Here is a 14,855-nt window from a genome sequence, read left to right as displayed (position 1 = left end):
CAAACCGGGCTACTGCTTCGCTCCGGCCACCTGCGCATCGGCCAGGGCCGCAGCCAGCACTGTCTGCACGGGCACGGCCAGCAGCTCGGCCACCCGGAGCGCCTCGGCCACGGTCAGGCCGGAGGGGTCGGCTTCACGCTGCTTGATGGTGCGATAGGTCATTTGCAGGTGTTCCTGTAGTTCGCGCTCGGTGAAGGAGAAGCGGCCGTGCCGCAGCAGGTAGCTGAATTGCTGGCCCACCGGCGCGGTAGCACCGGGCGGAGAAGAGGGAGGTGGGGTTTTCATGCAGGCAGTATAACGCTTCCCGGCATTACGGGAGCAGCAGCAGCAGCAGGATAATGCGCTACTGCCCCCACCGTTGCCAGCGGGCGGCAACCCACCCGCTGGCAACGGTGCTCAGGCCGCAAGCTGCAGGTGCATTTGGGTGCCGGGCGCGGCCAGCTGCTCCGCCTCGGGCAACAGGGGGTGCGTCTTGGCGGTGGCGGCTTTGGCCTGCCGAGCGCGGTAGGCGGCCATTTCGGGGCCGGGCAGCCACTGCTTGCCGGCGCAGGCCCAAAGGTTGAACTCCTGCCAGAGAAATTCCTCGCGGAAAATCAGGTGCACCGTGCCCTTCTTAAAGGCCCGGATTTCAAAGAACCGGCTGTAGACCGTGTACACGCCGTTCGGGTTGGGGTTCTGATTGCCGTAGCGGTCAAGGGCGGTATCGATGCCCACGCAGGTATCGTAGTTCTCACCCGTCAGGTAGCACATCACCCGGTCGATGTCGGCGTAGTCGTCGCGGTGGCTCCAGTTCACCCGAAAGCCCTTGCCGGAGAAGCTTTCTTCCACCGCGTAGGGCAGAATCACCTTGCGGTTCACTTTCCATTGCGAGTTGGTTACCCAGCCCTCGACGTGCAGGCGGTTTTCCTTGTGGTACTTGGTAAAGGTGTCGAATACCGATTCCACGGCCTGTTCCATGATGGTTTCGCAGTTGTCGAGCACCAGCGCCACCAGCTCAGCCACTGCCTCATGGGTGAACTCTTGGTAGCCTTGGGCCTTGCTGAAGGCCGCGAAGTTGCGGCGCACGTCAGCCGTCATCAGCTTCTGAATGTTCACCTTATCGAGTACCAGCCCCCAGATTTGCTGGTTCATCTCGTCGGCGAAGTTGTTGTAGCTCGTGCGCAAGCTGCCGCGCTCCAAGCTGGCCTCGGCCAGTTTAAGCACGTCCTGGTAGTCGTTGCGCAGCAGACTTTTGGCGTAGAACTTCATCCCTTCGCGGGCCTGCAAATAGGCGGCGTACTGCGCTTTCAGGCCCTCATATTCGGCCGCCATGTTGCCGATAACGTCGCGGGTGGTCACGGCATTAGCGAAGAGGTTTTCGTTTAGCTCCGGCCCCCGGCGGCCCCGGCTGGTGAACTCAAACGTGAGGCGGTCGGCCTTGGCGGGCTTGTGCAGCCGAACCATACTCACCCCTACGTTGGTGGGGCGCTCGGCCTCAGCAAAAACAGCCCCCAGCTCCTCACTGGTGCCGTGGTCCTCGATGAGGCGGGCCAGCAGCTGCCGGGTTTCGGTGTAGGGATTGGCCAGCGTTTCGGTGTTGAGCAGGCACACCACGTCGCCGCCGGCGGCTATCACGTCCCAGGCCTTTAGCAGATGCCGGTCACCGTTGGAGAAGGGCGGATTCATCACGATAAGGTCGAAAAAATGGTCGCCCCGGTAATTCAGAAAGTCGTTGGCAATGACCTTATAGCCCTTGTCATGCAGCACGGCCCGCAGTTCGGGGTCGGCCTCGCAGCAGTACACGCTTTGCTTGCCGCTGCGGCTGTGATAGTCCTCCCGGTCCAGCCAGGCCGTCAGCTCGTCCACGATAGCCCCGCTGCCGGCGCTGGGCTCCAGAATGGTAAGCTTGCGCAGGGCTGCCGCGGCCGGGTTGTAGCGGCGGTACCGGTCGCTGCCCGTAGTTTCGTCACCAGTGGGAGCGGGGTTGAAAAACGGGTCGAGCATGCGCTGAATGACGGCGGCCGGGGTAGGAAAGAATTCAGGATTTAGCATGACGCTTACGGGGGATAAGGTGATAGTGAACAACCACTTGCTTATCCTATTAAACGCAATTTTAGGCTTTTTTGTTGCTAAAAAGACAACAATATTTAATTAAAATAATCTTGCCGTTTTGACCGCGCCAACCCCTTCTTCCCCCTTGTTCCTTATAAAAAGACTGCCGGCGGTACGCCAGCTCAAACACTCCGCTGGCGGTACCGGCCCTTGCCGGTTCGGCCAGCAGCCGCTGTGCAGGGGGAGGCCCGGCCAGGGCTGCAAAGCGCACCGGTGAAGGAACCGGCATTCCGGCGCGACCAGCGGGAGCAGAAGAGAGCCGGTCCCTTCCCCAAGTAAGCGCCGCTGCCTGGGCCGGGCCGGCGCGGCAGGCTTTTGCGAGCAGGATAGGAAGGGTGCGACCAGCGGGAGAGGTGCGCAGCACAGTAGTGTAGCGGACCTCTGCATAGCCTGGCCCAGAGGGCTCGCCCGTGACGAAAAGCAATAGAGTCTGGCGGAGCTCAATTGATGAAATTGAATACCAATTATTACTTATTACCAGAAAATAACTTGCCTGATATCTACAAGTGCTATGCTGAATTAATCGAATAGATTTTACACTAAATTCTGAAAAATCTACTATCATGAAGACGAGTACTTTTGCCCCGTTTCGTCGTCACTTGCGTAAACGCAGCTATTTCCTGCATTCCATCTAATTTCCTCATTCCTTGCCAGCCCAGCCACTTTGGGACGCGTTTCGTCAAGGCGACGAGCAGGCGTTTACCACCATTTTCGTGGAGCACTACGAGGCGCTCTACAACTATGGGATGAAGCTGGTGGGCGACGAAGAGCTGGTGCGCGACAGCATTCAGGAGCTATTTCAGAAGCTGTGGGAGCGGCGGGCGGTCCTGGAAGCAGTCGAAACCATCAAACCTTACCTGTTCAAGGTCCTGCGCAACCGCATCAGCGACAACCTTAAGATGGCCAGCCGCCGCAGCGCCCGACAGCAGTCGTACCACGAGGAGGAGTTTGAGGTCGTGTATGTTCCCGATGATTTTTTGACGGCTGAACAGCTCAGCAGCGAGCAGCACGCACAGCTACTGGCCGTGCTGAATCAGCTGCCGCAGCGGCAGCGGGAAGTACTCTACCTGAAATACTTCGACGGCTTTTCCTACGAGAAGATTTCCGAGGTAATGAGCCTGACGGCGCAATCGGTGCGCAACCTTATTTACCGGGCTATCAAAGCGTTGAAAGAGCTGCTGCTGATGATGCTGGCATACCTGCTGTTTCAAGCGCAGGTCCGCTACTGGTAGGTTCACACAGCCAAGTCTATAGTCTCTCTTATCGGCGGCGAATGGCTCAGAAAGGGCCGTCTCCTGACTACACAGACGCGCCCTTACGGTGCGGACGAAAAAAAGTTTGAAAATATTTTTCAGTACGTGGGTACAAATAGCGGGGGTCGTCGTGATAGGTGAGTAAGTACTCCCATTTGACTCTTCTGCCGCCATGGCTCCTGACTATACTACTTTTCAAACTGAGGATTTTGTTCTCGACGAATCCTTTCAGGCATTCGTAGCCGGCTCCGATGCAGCGGCGGTGCAATTCTGGCAGCGCTGGCTGGCCGAGCACCCCGCTCAGCAGCCGGCAGCCGAGCAGGCTCAACAACTGGTACTGATGCTGGGCCAGGCCCGGCAACCCGTGACCTCGGCGCAGCGCAAGGCACAGGACTTGCAGCGGCTGCGCCGCGCCATCCGCCAGCCGCAGCCAGCCCCCATGCTGCGGACGCAGGGCCTACGCCGCAAACGTTTGGTTGCGGGCGCGCTGCTCTTTCTGCTCGTACTGGGAGCCGGATTCTGGCTGTGGCCAGCGGCCGGCTTGCAGCGGGTACAATACGCCACGCTGGGCGGCGAGCAGCGCGCGGTGCAGCTGCCCGATGGCTCGGTAGTGGTGCTCAATGGCAACTCACGCCTGACCACGGCCGCCAACTGGGATGCGCAAAGCCCCCGCGAAGTGTGGCTGGAAGGCGAGGCCTTCTTCCGGGTAAGCCACCTGACCCGCGTGCCGAACCTGCCGGTGGCCCAGGCCACGGGCAACGCCAAATTCGTGGTACACGCCGGCGAGCTGAATGTGTCGGTGCTGGGCACCACGTTCAACGTCATCAACCGGCCCGACGGGTTCAACAAGGTTACCCTGAACTCAGGCAAGGTTCTGGTAGAACATACGTCCCTGCTCAGCCACGATGCGTTGCTGATGGCTCCCGGGGAGTTGGTGGAGTTTACCCCAGTCCGGCATACGCTGGCAAAACACGCCGTCGCGCCGGAAGCCTTTTCGGCCTGGGCCAGCGGCACCCTGGTGTTTGACCATACGCCCATGCCGGAAATCATTCGCCTGTTCCGCGACACCTACGGGCTGGAAGTAGTGGTGGCCGACCCCGCCCTGCTGCGCCAGACGGTGACGGGCACCCTGCCAAATAAAAGCGCCGATGTGCTGCTAAAGGCCCTGTCTAAATCGATGGGCATCCGAACCGAACGCCACGGCAACCAGGTGCACCTGCTGCCCCTCAACTAGCTTTTCAACCGGAGCTGGGCCCGGCTCCACGTCACCTGTTTTTCAACTCCCACCACAATTCCCACATGTCAAACTCTACAAAAGCAATGGGTTTGTTGCTGCTGCTGGGCACTTATTCCGGCCCGGTGACCGCGCAGGCGGCATACGCTTCCCTTGCGCCTCAGCAAGCCGCTGGCGCCTCCCAGTCGCCCCAAAGTGCCCCCGCTCAGCCCGCTTCGCAATCGCTGAAAAGTGTACTGGAAGAGCTGAAAGCCACGCACGGCATCCAGTTCTTCTACAGCGACCAACTGGTAGAAGGCAAGTCGCTGCCCGCGGCGCGCCCCACGTTCAGCACCTGGCAGGAAGAGCTGCAGTACGTACTAACGCAGAGCCAGCTACGCTATGAGAAGGTAGCCGACAACACCTACGTCATATCCCCCGTGCCCGCTGCGCCCGCGCAGCCGCAGGCGGTGAGTGGTCCGGTTGTTACGGCAGCTGCGCCCATCCCCGTTTCCGGCCGGGTAACCCAGGCCAACGGCGAAGGCTTGCCCGGCGTGACGGTGGTGGTGAAAGGTTCTACCACGGGCACCAGCACGGACATCAACGGAAACTTTACGCTGACGGCCCCGGAAGGCAGCACGCTGGTGTTCAGCTTCGTGGGCTTCACGACCCAGGAAGTGGCGGCCACGGCTGCCCCGCTCGCAGTAGTACTGCGCGGGGATACGCAAGCCCTGAATGAAGTAGTCGTAGTGGGCTACGGCACCCAGCGCCGCGAAGACGTGACGGGGGCCATTGCCTCGGTTACGGAGCAGGAAATCAAAACCCAACCCGTCACGGGCCTCGACCAGGCCATGCAGGGCCGGGCGGCCGGCGTGCAGGTATCGCAGAACAGCGGCGCGCCGGGCGGTGGCGTGTCCATCCGGGTGCGCGGCGTGGGTACCGTGGGCAATGCCGAGCCATTGTACGTGGTAGATGGCGTGCCCTTCTACAGCGACGGCGACGGGCAGAACGGCAACTACCTGAACCTGATTAACCCCAGCGACATTGCCTCGATTGACATTCTGAAGGATGCCTCGGCGACGGCCATTTACGGCTCGCGCGGGGCCAATGGCGTGGTCATCATCACCACCAAGCGCGGGAAATCGGGCCGCTCAAACATTGGGTTTGATACTTATTATGGGGTGCAGCAGGTGGCGCACAAAGTAAATCTGCTGAACGCCTCGCAGTTCGCGCAGCTCAGCAACGAGCTGCTGGCCAACGGCGGGCAGCAGGTGAACAGCGTGGCCTCGGCCGGCTCGGCGGCGACGACGCCCGACTACAGCAACCCCGCCGCTTTGGGCCAGGGCACCGACTGGCTCAAGGAGATTTTCCGCACCGCGCCCATTCAGAACTACAACCTGAACGTGAACGGCGGGAGCGAGAAAACGCAGTTTTCGCTCTCCGGCGGCTTTTTCCAACAGGACGGCACCATCATCGGCTCCAACTTTAAGCGCTACTCGCTGCGCCTGAACCTGGACCACCAGCTCAACAGCCGCATCAAAATTGGCACCAGCACGGGCCTGAGCCGCACGGAGTCGCGCATCGTGACGACGGACGAGGACACGCAGAGCGGCCTCGTCTTTCTGGCCCAGACCCAACTGCCGACGCTACCGGTGTACCGCACCGGCACGTTTGCCGGGCCGGTGGGACGCATCCAGTTCGTGGGCGACCGGTCGAATCCCGTGGGCCGAGCCATGACGCTTGATAATCACCTCTACCGCAATCGGTTGCTGAGCAGCACTTATGCGGAAGTAGAAATTATAAAAGGACTGCGCTTCCGCACCAATCTGGGTTTGGATGCCTCGTTCCGCGAAAACTCCTTCTTCGAGCCTTCCTACACCTGGGGCAGCATCGTGCATCCTACGGCCTCGCTCGGCCAGGGCCAGGCCCGGGAGCTTGTGTGGCTGACGGAAAATACCCTGACGTACAACCGCACGTTTGGCGAGAACCACGCCCTGACGGTATTGGTGGGCCAGTCGGCCCAGAACTCGCAGAACCGCTACCTGGGCGGCAGCGACAACGCCTATCCCTACAACACGCTACAGGCGCTCAGTTCGGGCAGCGGCACGTACTCGGCCACGTCGGGCGAGTTTGGCTGGTCGCTGGTATCCTACATCGGGCGCGTGAACTACAGCTTTGCCGACAAGTACCTGTTTACGGGCACGGTGCGGACCGATGGCTCCTCGCGCTTCGGCCCGGAAAACAAGTACGGCGTATTCCCGTCGGGCTCGGTCGCCTGGCGCGTGAATCAGGAATCCTTCCTGAAGGATGTGAGCCAGGTGAGCGACCTGAAGCTGCGCGCCAGCTACGGCATCACCGGCAACCAGAACATCGGGCTGTATGAGTACGCGACGTTGCTCAGCGGCACCCAGCGCTACGTGCAGGGCAACAGCATCGTGCCGGGCGTAGTGCCGACCTCACTGCCCAACCCGGCCGTGCAGTGGGAGCCCAACAAGCAGCTGGACTTCGGTCTCGACCTGGGCCTGCTGGATAACCGCCTCGTCTTCACGGCCGACATCTACGACCGCCTCACCACCAAAATGCTGCTGAGCCCTCCCGTGACGCCCTCAAGCGGCTACCTGGGCGCGGCCACGGTGAACGCCGGCCAGGTGCGCAACCAGGGCCTGGAGCTGGCCCTGAACACCCGCAACTTCACGGGCGCGTTCACCTGGAACACCAACTTCAACATCAGCTTCACCCGTAACAAGGTGCTGGAATTGATTAATGACCGGCCGATTATTTCCGGCGGCATCCTCACACAGTCGGTGACGCGCACGGCGGTGGGCCAGCCCATTGGGGCCTTCTTCGGCTACGTGACCGATGGCATTTTCCAGACCGGCGACGAGGTACGGACCCACGCCACGCAGCAGCCGGGTACGGCCGCCGGCGACATCCGCTACAAAGACCTGAACAATGACGGTGTCATCAACGACCAGGACCGCGCCTACATCGGTAGCCCCATCCCGAAGTTCACGGCCGGCCTGACCAACACCTTCGCCTACAAGGGCTTCGATTTGAGCGTATTCCTGTACGCGGTGTACGGCAACAAGATTTTCAACGCCAACCGCATTTTCACGGAAGCCATGTCGGGGGCGGCCAACCAAACCACCGAGACGCTCAACCGCTGGAAATCCGCTGCTGAGCCGGGCGATGGCGTAACGCCCCGCGCCGTATTTGGCGACCCCAACATCAACGCCCGCGTGTCCGACCGCTACATCGAAGACGGCTCATTCCTACGCATCAAAAACGTGTCGCTGGGCTACACGCTGCCGGCCAAATGGCTGGGCACCACTAACGTGCACGCCCAGAGCCTACGCCTCTACGCCACGGCCCAAAACCTAGTCACGTTCACCAAATACAAGGGCTTTGACCCCGAAATCGGCTCGTTTGGGCAAAGCAGCCTGAGCACCGGCATCGACAACGGCGCTTACCCGGTGTCGCGCGTCCTCACTCTGGGCCTGAACGTGGGCTTCTAATGCTGCCAATTCCCACCCTGCATTCTCGTATTCACATGAAAAAGATAGTTTCCCTTTTCGGGTTGGGCCTGCTGCTGACGCTCGGCACGGGCTGCAATAAGGAGTTTTTGGAGAAGCAGCCAAGCAATGATTTGGCGGCAGAGAATTTTTACAAGGACGAAGCCGATGCCCAGCGCGCCCTAAACGGGGCCTACCACGGCCTGCAGAAGTCGGGCTGCTACCGCCTGCGGATGTGGACGCTCGACATCATGGCCGGCAACAGCATCGTGGGTGCGGGCGGCGCCAGCGACGGCCTCGAAACCCAGCAGCTGGCCAACTTCTCGACCACCACGGCCAACCCCGGCGTGGCCGACATCTGGAGCACGCACTACCAAACCATTCTGGCCGTGAACGTGGTGTTGAACCGCGTACCCGCCATTAACATGGACGCCACCAAGCGCGACATCATTCTCGGCGAGGCCCACTTTATCCGGGCGCTGAGCTACTTTAACTTGGTGCGTCTGTTCGGCAAAGTGCCCCTCATTCTCACGCCACAGACTACCCGCGAAAGCCTGAACGTGGCCCGCAATCCCGTCGCCGACGTGTACCGCCAGATTGAGCAGGACCTCACGAGCGCCGAGCTGGTGCTGCCGGAAACGGCGGCCATCGCGGGCCACGCCACCAAGGGCGCAGCCAAAGGCCTGCTGGCCAAAGTGTACCTCACCCAGAATAAGTGGGCCGATGCCGCCACCAAAGCGCAGGAAGTAACCGGTTTGGGCAAATATTCGCTGGGCTCTTTCAGCGGCAACTTCGACCCCAACGCCGAAAACGGCTCGGAATCGCTGTTTGAGATACAGTACGCCTACGACCCCAACAACAACGGCTTTGGCGGCGATGCGGTGTGCAACCTGCGCAGCGAGTTCATGGCCCCGCGCAGCTCCAACATCACCTCGGGCGGCGGCTTTGGCTGGAACCAGCCCACGGCCGAGTTTGTGGGTCAGTTTGAGGCTGGCGACCGCCGTAAGGCCCTCACCGTCTTCTCCAACGGCGACCAGCTGGGCGGCTATACCTATTCGTCGAACAGCTCAATTACGGGCTTCAATACCCGCAAATTCATCGTGCCGCTGAGCGCTGGCCTGCAAACCGGTTTCGCCAACGACCCACTCAATACCGTGGTGCTGCGCTACGCTGATGTGTTACTCATGCAGGCCGAAGCCCTCAACGAGCAAGGTCGGACCACCGATGCCCGCGGCCCGCTCAACCTGGTGCGCGCCCGCGCCGGCCTGCTGCCGGTCAATACCTCCAGCCAGACGACCATGCGCGACGCCATCATGAAGGAGCGCCGCATCGAGCTGGCGTTTGAGAACGGCGAGCGGTGGTTTGACCTGATTCGGACCAAAGACAACAGCGGCACCATCCGGGCCTTGTCTTTCCTGCGCGCCCTGGGCTCGCCCAACGACCAGTACGGCGTGGGCCGCGGCAACATCAGCGAGAAATACCTGCTGCTGCCCGTGCCCCAAAACGAGCGCGACAACAACTCGGTCATCGACCAGAACCCTGGCTATTAACGATAAAGGCGGTCAGTCCGGCCATTCCGACAGTTTTCTAGTGGTGGGAATATTGGAAAACAGGAATGCGCCGGCTGGCTTAGCCACTTTACTCATGACAACTGCGCTGCGTTTCATTTGTGGGTTGCTGGGCGGCCTGCTACTGGCGGCACCGGCCTGGGCTGCCCCCGGCGACGTGCTCGGCCGGCTGGATACTGACCGGGCGGCCTACGGGCCCGGGGCGCCGGTACATTTTACTACTACCCTGCGGCAAGCCCGGCCCGGTACGCAACTGGTGGTGAGCTACTACCACCTGGCGAAAAAGCTCAGCCAGCAGACCGTGGCCGTGACCGGCACGGCGGCCCGCTGGACCTGGCAACCGCCCAAAGCCGACTACCAGGGCTACCTGGTGAGGGTGGAGGTGCGGGCCGGCCAGCAGCTGCTGGACGAAGCCACCACGGCCGTGGACGTGTCCTCGGACTGGAAGCAGTTTCCGCGCTACGGCTTCCTGTCGAAGTTCGGCAAGCTCTCGGGCGCGGAGATGGACGGGGTGATGCAGCAGCTCAACCGCTACCACCTCAACGGCCTGCAGTTCTACGACTGGGGCGACACGCACCACCGCTCGCTGGCCGGCACACCCGCCCAGCCCGCCGCCGAATGGCGCGATTTGGCCAACCGGCCCAGCTACTTCGCCACCGTGCAGGGCTACATCAGCCGCGCCCATCAGCACGGCATGAAGGCCATGTTTTACAACCTGCTTTACGGGGCCTACCCCAATACCCCCGGCGTGAAGCCCGAATGGGGCCTCTACCGCGACAGCCTGCACCAGAAGCGCTACGCCTTCGACGGCTTTCCAGCGAGCTGGGAAGCGCCCGGCCTCGACATGGAAGACCCCGGTAACCCTGAGTGGCGCAACTACCTGTCCCAGGGAGTGAACGACGTGTACGCCGCCAAAGGCCTGGATTTCGACGGCTGGCACATCGACCAGGTGGGCGACCCCGGCAAGCTCTACACCTACGCTGGCCAGCGCACTGACCCCAGTAAAGCCTTTGGCACCTTTGTCACGGAAGCCAAGAAATCCCAGCCCACGCGCCCGCTGGTGATGAACGCCGTAAACCAATGGGGCCAGGAGCAAATTGCGAAGGCCCCGGTGGACTTTCTCTACGCCGAGCTGTGGACAGATAACGAGCAGTACAGCAGCCTGGGGCAGGCCATTCGGTACAACGAGTCGCTGGCGCCGGGCAAGCGCACAGTCTTGGCGGCCTATATCAACCGCGACAAATCCAAGCAGCCCGGTCAGTTCAACCCGGCCAGCGTGCTGATGGCCGACGCCGTGATTTTTGCCTTCGGCGGGGCGCACATCGAGTTGGGCGAGCACATGCTTGACACCGAATATTTCCCCAACGGCAAGTTGCAGCTCACCCCCGAGCTGCAACGGCAGGTGCAGGCTTACTACGACTTTGCGGTGGCCTACGAGAACCTACTGCGCGGGCCCGACCGCACGTTTACCCCGGTCACCATTGGCGGTGATGCCGCGCTGGCTACCTGGCCGCCGCAGCTGGGGCGCGTGGCGGCCCTGGGCACCACGGCAGAAAGCCGCCGCATCGTGCACCTGCTCAACTTCGCCGACGCCAAAACGCTGGAATGGCGCGACAACCAGTCCCGGCAGCCCGTGCCCACCGTGCGCCGCAACGTGGCGGTGCAGCTGGCCGCCCCAACCAAAATCACCAAAGCCTGGGTGGCCTCGCCCGATGTGGCGCAGGGTGCTCCCCAGGAACTTCCCTTCACGCAAAAAAATGGGCAAGTGACGCTCACTGTGCCCGCGCTTCACTACTGGACCATGCTGGTCCTGGAATAAGCCTTCTCACGATTTCCCACTCAACCTCAAGCTTATTTATCATGAACACGAATACTTTTTCCCGCGCGGGCTTGCCCCGCCTGGTGTACACCTGCTGCCTGGCCCTACTGACCTTATTTTCCACCGGGCTGCTGGCGGGCTGCCAGAAATACGACGACTATGTGCCCACGCCCGCCACGGTGCAGACGCTGAGCGCCTCGACCACCACCCCGACGCTTAACCAAGCCAATGCCGACAACCAGGCCATTGCCTTCACCTGGACTATCGGCACCAACGAAGGCACCCAAGCGGCCATCGACTACACCTTGCAACTGGCCGTGAAGGGCACCAATTTCGCCACCCCGGTGAACGTGACCATGGCGCGGGGCACCACCTCGCAGACCTACACCAGCAACGCCTTCACGACCTTGCTGCTGAACCAGCTGAATTTGCCTGTTGGTACGAGCAAGGATATTGAGGTGCGCGTGAAGGGCCAGGAGGCCACCAACCAGAAAGCCCCGACCTATTCGAACGTGGTGACAGTGACAGCCACGCCTTACCAGCCGCTGACCAACCTGTGGCTGGTAGGCGATGCCACGCCTAACGGCTGGGATATCAATAACGCCACGCCGCTGGTGCGCAGCGCCACTGATGCTTCGGTGTTCACTTACACGGGCTTGCTGACGGCCGGGGAGTTTAAGATTGCCACGGTTAAGGACTTCAACGCGCCGTTCTACCGCCCCACGACCAACAACCCGCCCCTGACAGCTACCACGGTGCAGCTCTCGGCTGGTACCCCCGACAACAAATGGCGCATCACCACGGCGGGGGCCTACACCATCACGCTGAATGTTCGCACGATGACCATTTCCATCGTAGCCTTCACGCCACCGGCGGCACTCTGGATGGTGGGCGATGCTACGCCCGCCGGCTGGAACATCAACGCGCCCACGCCCATGACGCGCAGCACCACCAACCCGAACGTTTTCACCTACACCGGCCCGCTGACCCCCGGCGAGTTCAAGTTTCCGGTGGCCACCGGCAACTGGGGCACCGACTACTATATGCCCGTGGTGGACCACCAGCCCCTGACTGATACCGGCGTAGACTTCGTGCGCGGCGGCAGCCCCGACAAGAAATGGCAGGTGACGGTGGCGCGCAATTACACCATCACACTGGATACGTTCAGCAAAACCATTAGCATCCAATAAGCTGAGCGCTGGCGGCATCCCGTGCAAGGGAGCCGCCAGCCAGTTGTTGCCCACCTTTTCAATTCCCACCGTTGTGATGTCCTATTTCCTTCCTCTCCGTAAAAAAACGCTGGCCCGCCGCTGGCCGCTGACACTGTTGAGCGCCGGGCTGCTGCTGGCGGCCGTTCCGGCCAGCAAGGCCCAGAACCTGGGGCTGGTGCAGTCAGACAAAGCCCGGTATGCCCCGGGTCAGCCGGTTACCTTCTCTGTCGCCATCGACCAGCCGCAGGCCGGCCTGACGCTGGAAGTGAAGTACTACCACACCCACGCCCTGGTAAGCCAGCAAACGGTAGCCGCCAACACCACGGCCGCTACCTGGACCTGGACGCCGCCGTCGACCGACTATCAGGGCTACCTGGTGGGCCTGACCTTGAAAAGCGGCACGAACGTGCTCGACGAGGCCACGCTGGGCGTGGACGTTTCATCGGACTGGGCGCGCTTTCCGCGCTACGGATTCCTGTCTGAATTCGGCCCCAAGACCAGCGCGCAGCTCGATGCCATGATGCAGCAGTTGAACCGCTACCACCTGAACGGTTTGCAATTCTACGACTGGATGGACAAGCACCACCAGCCGCTGCCCGGTACGGCGCAGGCCCCGGCCGCTACTTGGAACGACCTGGCCAACCGGCCGACTTCGCTGGCGACCCTGGCCGGTTATATCGACCGCGGCCACGACCGCAACATGAAGTCCCTGTTCTACAACCTCGTGTACGGGGCTTATCCGAATGCTTCGGCCGACGGCGTGAGCGACAGTTGGGGCCTCTACCTGGATGCTAATCATAACAACCGCTACACCATCGGCGGGCTGCCCAGCAGCTGGGAGGCCAGCAGCCTCAGCGTACTGGACCCTGCCAATACGTCCTGGCAGAACTACCTGCTGGCCGAAAACAACAAGGTATACAACGCCACCGGGCTGAATTTCGATGGCTGGCACATGGACCAGGTGGGCGACCCCGGCACGGTGTACGCCTACGGCGGAGCGGTGGCTAACCTGCCCACGGGCTTTCGCAGCATGGTGAATGCCGCCAAAGCGGCCCGGCCCACCAAGTCGGTGGTGATGAATGCGGTGAACCAGTTTGGTCAGAGTCAGATTGCCCCCGGGCCGGTGGACATCGTGTACACGGAAATGTGGACTGGCAACGAGGATTACATCCAGCTCGGGCAGGTGATTCGTGACAATGAAGCCACCGCGCCCGGCAAGCGCAACGTACTGGCCGCCTACGTCAACAAGGGCCTGTCAAACAGTACGGGCTACTTCAACGATGCCAGCGTGCTGATGGCCGATGCCGTAATTTTTGCCAATGGTGGCTCGCACATCGAGTTGGGCGAACACATGCTCGGCAACGAGTATTTCCCCAACAGTAACCTGCAGATGTCGGCCTTGCTGCAATACAACCTGACTTCTTATTACGACTTCCTGACAGCCTACGAAAACGTGCTGCGCGACCAGAACCGCACGTTCACCAACGTGGCCATGACGGGCCCCAACGTGCAGGCCTGGCCGCCGGCCCTGGGCAAAGTGACAACGCTGAGTACCAGCGTGGGCAGCAGTCAGGTGTTTCACCTGCTTAACTTCCGCAATGCCCGCACCTTGAACTGGCGCGACAACGGCCAGGTGCAGCCCATCCCAAACCCCGTCACCAATCTCAACCTGAGCTTTCCGCTGGGCACCCCCGTCACCAAGCTGTGGATGGCCTCGCCCGACATCAACCGCGGCCTGCCCCAGCAGCTCACCTTCACACAATCAGGGGGCACGGTGACGTTCCAGCTGCCGGAGTTGAACTACTGGACGATGGTGGTGGCCGAAACCGGCAACATCACGGCCACCGCGGCAGCGGCCAAGGCGGCATTTGCTTTCAGCAACGCACCCAACCCCTTCCACGGCGCTACGACCATCCACTTCACCCTGCCCGTGCGCGAGGCAGTGGACCTGGGAGTGTATGACCTGAGCGGCCGCCTCGTCACCACGCTCCGGCAAGGGGTGTTGCCGGCCGGCCCGCACGCGGTGGAACTGCCGGAGCAAGCCGTGGCCCCCGGCGTGTACCTGTGCCGCCTGCAATCGGCTTCGGGCACCGCCGTGCAGCGGCTGGTGAAGCTCGACTAAGCGCCGCTATTTCTTCTTTGAAACAAGTCTTTAGGTTGCCTTCAACGGCAATCCCGGGACTGCTAC

10 protein-coding genes are annotated in these 14,855 nt (G+C 61.6%); 7 read left to right on the top strand and 3 right to left on the bottom strand.

Annotation, left to right across the window (positions count from 1 at the left end):
• Positions 1-9: 9 nt before the first annotated feature.
• The 3 genes from Q5H92_RS19395 to Q5H92_RS19385 form a co-directional block, all read right to left on the bottom strand.
• Entirely contained in the window at positions 10-285 is a 276-nt protein-coding gene (locus Q5H92_RS19395; protein ID WP_305013218.1) for a hypothetical protein, read from the bottom strand.
• A 111-nt stretch (positions 286-396) separates the two neighbouring features.
• On the bottom strand, positions 397-2,031 hold the full coding sequence (locus Q5H92_RS19390) for a class I SAM-dependent methyltransferase (RefSeq protein WP_305013217.1): 1,635 nt from the start codon (positions 2,029-2,031) through the stop codon (positions 397-399).
• A gap of 61 nt (positions 2,032-2,092) precedes the next feature.
• The gene (locus Q5H92_RS19385; protein ID WP_305013216.1) at positions 2,093-2,656 is read right to left on the bottom strand and encodes a hypothetical protein; all 564 of its coding nucleotides are present in this window, start codon (positions 2,654-2,656) and stop codon (positions 2,093-2,095) included.
• 82 nt (positions 2,657-2,738) lie between these two features.
• On the opposite strand from Q5H92_RS19385, the gene Q5H92_RS19380 reads away from it, so the two are divergent.
• The 7 genes from Q5H92_RS19380 to Q5H92_RS19350 all read left to right on the top strand — a co-directional run bounded on the left by Q5H92_RS19380 (position 2,739) and on the right by Q5H92_RS19350 (position 14,789).
• Positions 2,739-3,323 carry an RNA polymerase sigma factor gene (locus Q5H92_RS19380; protein WP_305013215.1) on the top strand — a complete coding sequence of 195 codons (585 nt, stop codon included), beginning with the start codon at positions 2,739-2,741 and terminating at the stop codon, positions 3,321-3,323.
• 193 nt (positions 3,324-3,516) lie between these two features.
• Positions 3,517-4,578, top strand: a complete 1,062-nt coding sequence (locus Q5H92_RS19375) for a FecR family protein (protein WP_305013214.1) — start codon at positions 3,517-3,519, stop codon at positions 4,576-4,578.
• Positions 4,579-4,643: 65 nt separating this feature from the next.
• The gene (locus Q5H92_RS19370; RefSeq protein WP_305013213.1) at positions 4,644-8,072 is read left to right on the top strand and encodes a SusC/RagA family TonB-linked outer membrane protein; all 3,429 of its coding nucleotides are present in this window, start codon (positions 4,644-4,646) and stop codon (positions 8,070-8,072) included.
• A 35-nt stretch (positions 8,073-8,107) separates the two neighbouring features.
• Complete coding sequence (locus Q5H92_RS19365; RefSeq protein ID WP_305013212.1) at positions 8,108-9,619, top strand: RagB/SusD family nutrient uptake outer membrane protein; 1,512 nt, start codon at positions 8,108-8,110, stop codon at positions 9,617-9,619.
• A 94-nt stretch (positions 9,620-9,713) separates the two neighbouring features.
• Entirely contained in the window at positions 9,714-11,456 is a 1,743-nt protein-coding gene (locus tag Q5H92_RS19360) for a glycoside hydrolase family 66 protein (protein WP_305013211.1), read from the top strand.
• A 41-nt stretch (positions 11,457-11,497) separates the two neighbouring features.
• A complete protein-coding gene (locus tag Q5H92_RS19355; RefSeq protein WP_305013210.1) occupies positions 11,498-12,646 on the top strand; it encodes a SusE domain-containing protein in 1,149 nt (382 codons plus the stop codon).
• 76 nt (positions 12,647-12,722) lie between these two features.
• Entirely contained in the window at positions 12,723-14,789 is a 2,067-nt protein-coding gene (locus Q5H92_RS19350) for a glycoside hydrolase family 66 protein (protein ID WP_305013209.1), read from the top strand.
• The last annotated feature ends 66 nt before the right edge of the window (positions 14,790-14,855 follow it).

This window comes from Hymenobacter mellowenesis, from assembly GCF_030581005.1.
Lineage (GTDB): Bacteria > Bacteroidota > Bacteroidia > Cytophagales > Hymenobacteraceae > Hymenobacter > Hymenobacter mellowenesis.
The sequence above is the reverse complement of the archived record's forward strand: the minus strand, read 5'-3'. Positions and strand labels throughout refer to the sequence as shown.

Excerpts from the sequence above, each read along its gene's own strand:
- Q5H92_RS19395 (WP_305013218.1), bottom strand. The coding sequence starts at position 285 with ATGAAAACCCCACCTCCCTCTTCTCCGCCCGGTGCTACCGCGCCGGTG.
- Q5H92_RS19390 (WP_305013217.1), bottom strand. The coding sequence starts at position 2,031 with ATGCTAAATCCTGAATTCTTTCCTACCCCGGCCGCCGTCATTCAGCGC.
- Q5H92_RS19385 (WP_305013216.1), bottom strand. The coding sequence starts at position 2,656 with ATGATAGTAGATTTTTCAGAATTTAGTGTAAAATCTATTCGATTAATT.
- Q5H92_RS19375 (WP_305013214.1), top strand. The coding sequence starts at position 3,517 with ATGGCTCCTGACTATACTACTTTTCAAACTGAGGATTTTGTTCTCGAC.
- Q5H92_RS19370 (WP_305013213.1), top strand. The coding sequence starts at position 4,644 with ATGTCAAACTCTACAAAAGCAATGGGTTTGTTGCTGCTGCTGGGCACT.
- Q5H92_RS19365 (WP_305013212.1), top strand. The coding sequence starts at position 8,108 with ATGAAAAAGATAGTTTCCCTTTTCGGGTTGGGCCTGCTGCTGACGCTC.
- Q5H92_RS19360 (WP_305013211.1), top strand. The coding sequence starts at position 9,714 with ATGACAACTGCGCTGCGTTTCATTTGTGGGTTGCTGGGCGGCCTGCTA.
- Q5H92_RS19355 (WP_305013210.1), top strand. The coding sequence starts at position 11,498 with ATGAACACGAATACTTTTTCCCGCGCGGGCTTGCCCCGCCTGGTGTAC.
- Q5H92_RS19350 (WP_305013209.1), top strand. The coding sequence starts at position 12,723 with ATGTCCTATTTCCTTCCTCTCCGTAAAAAAACGCTGGCCCGCCGCTGG.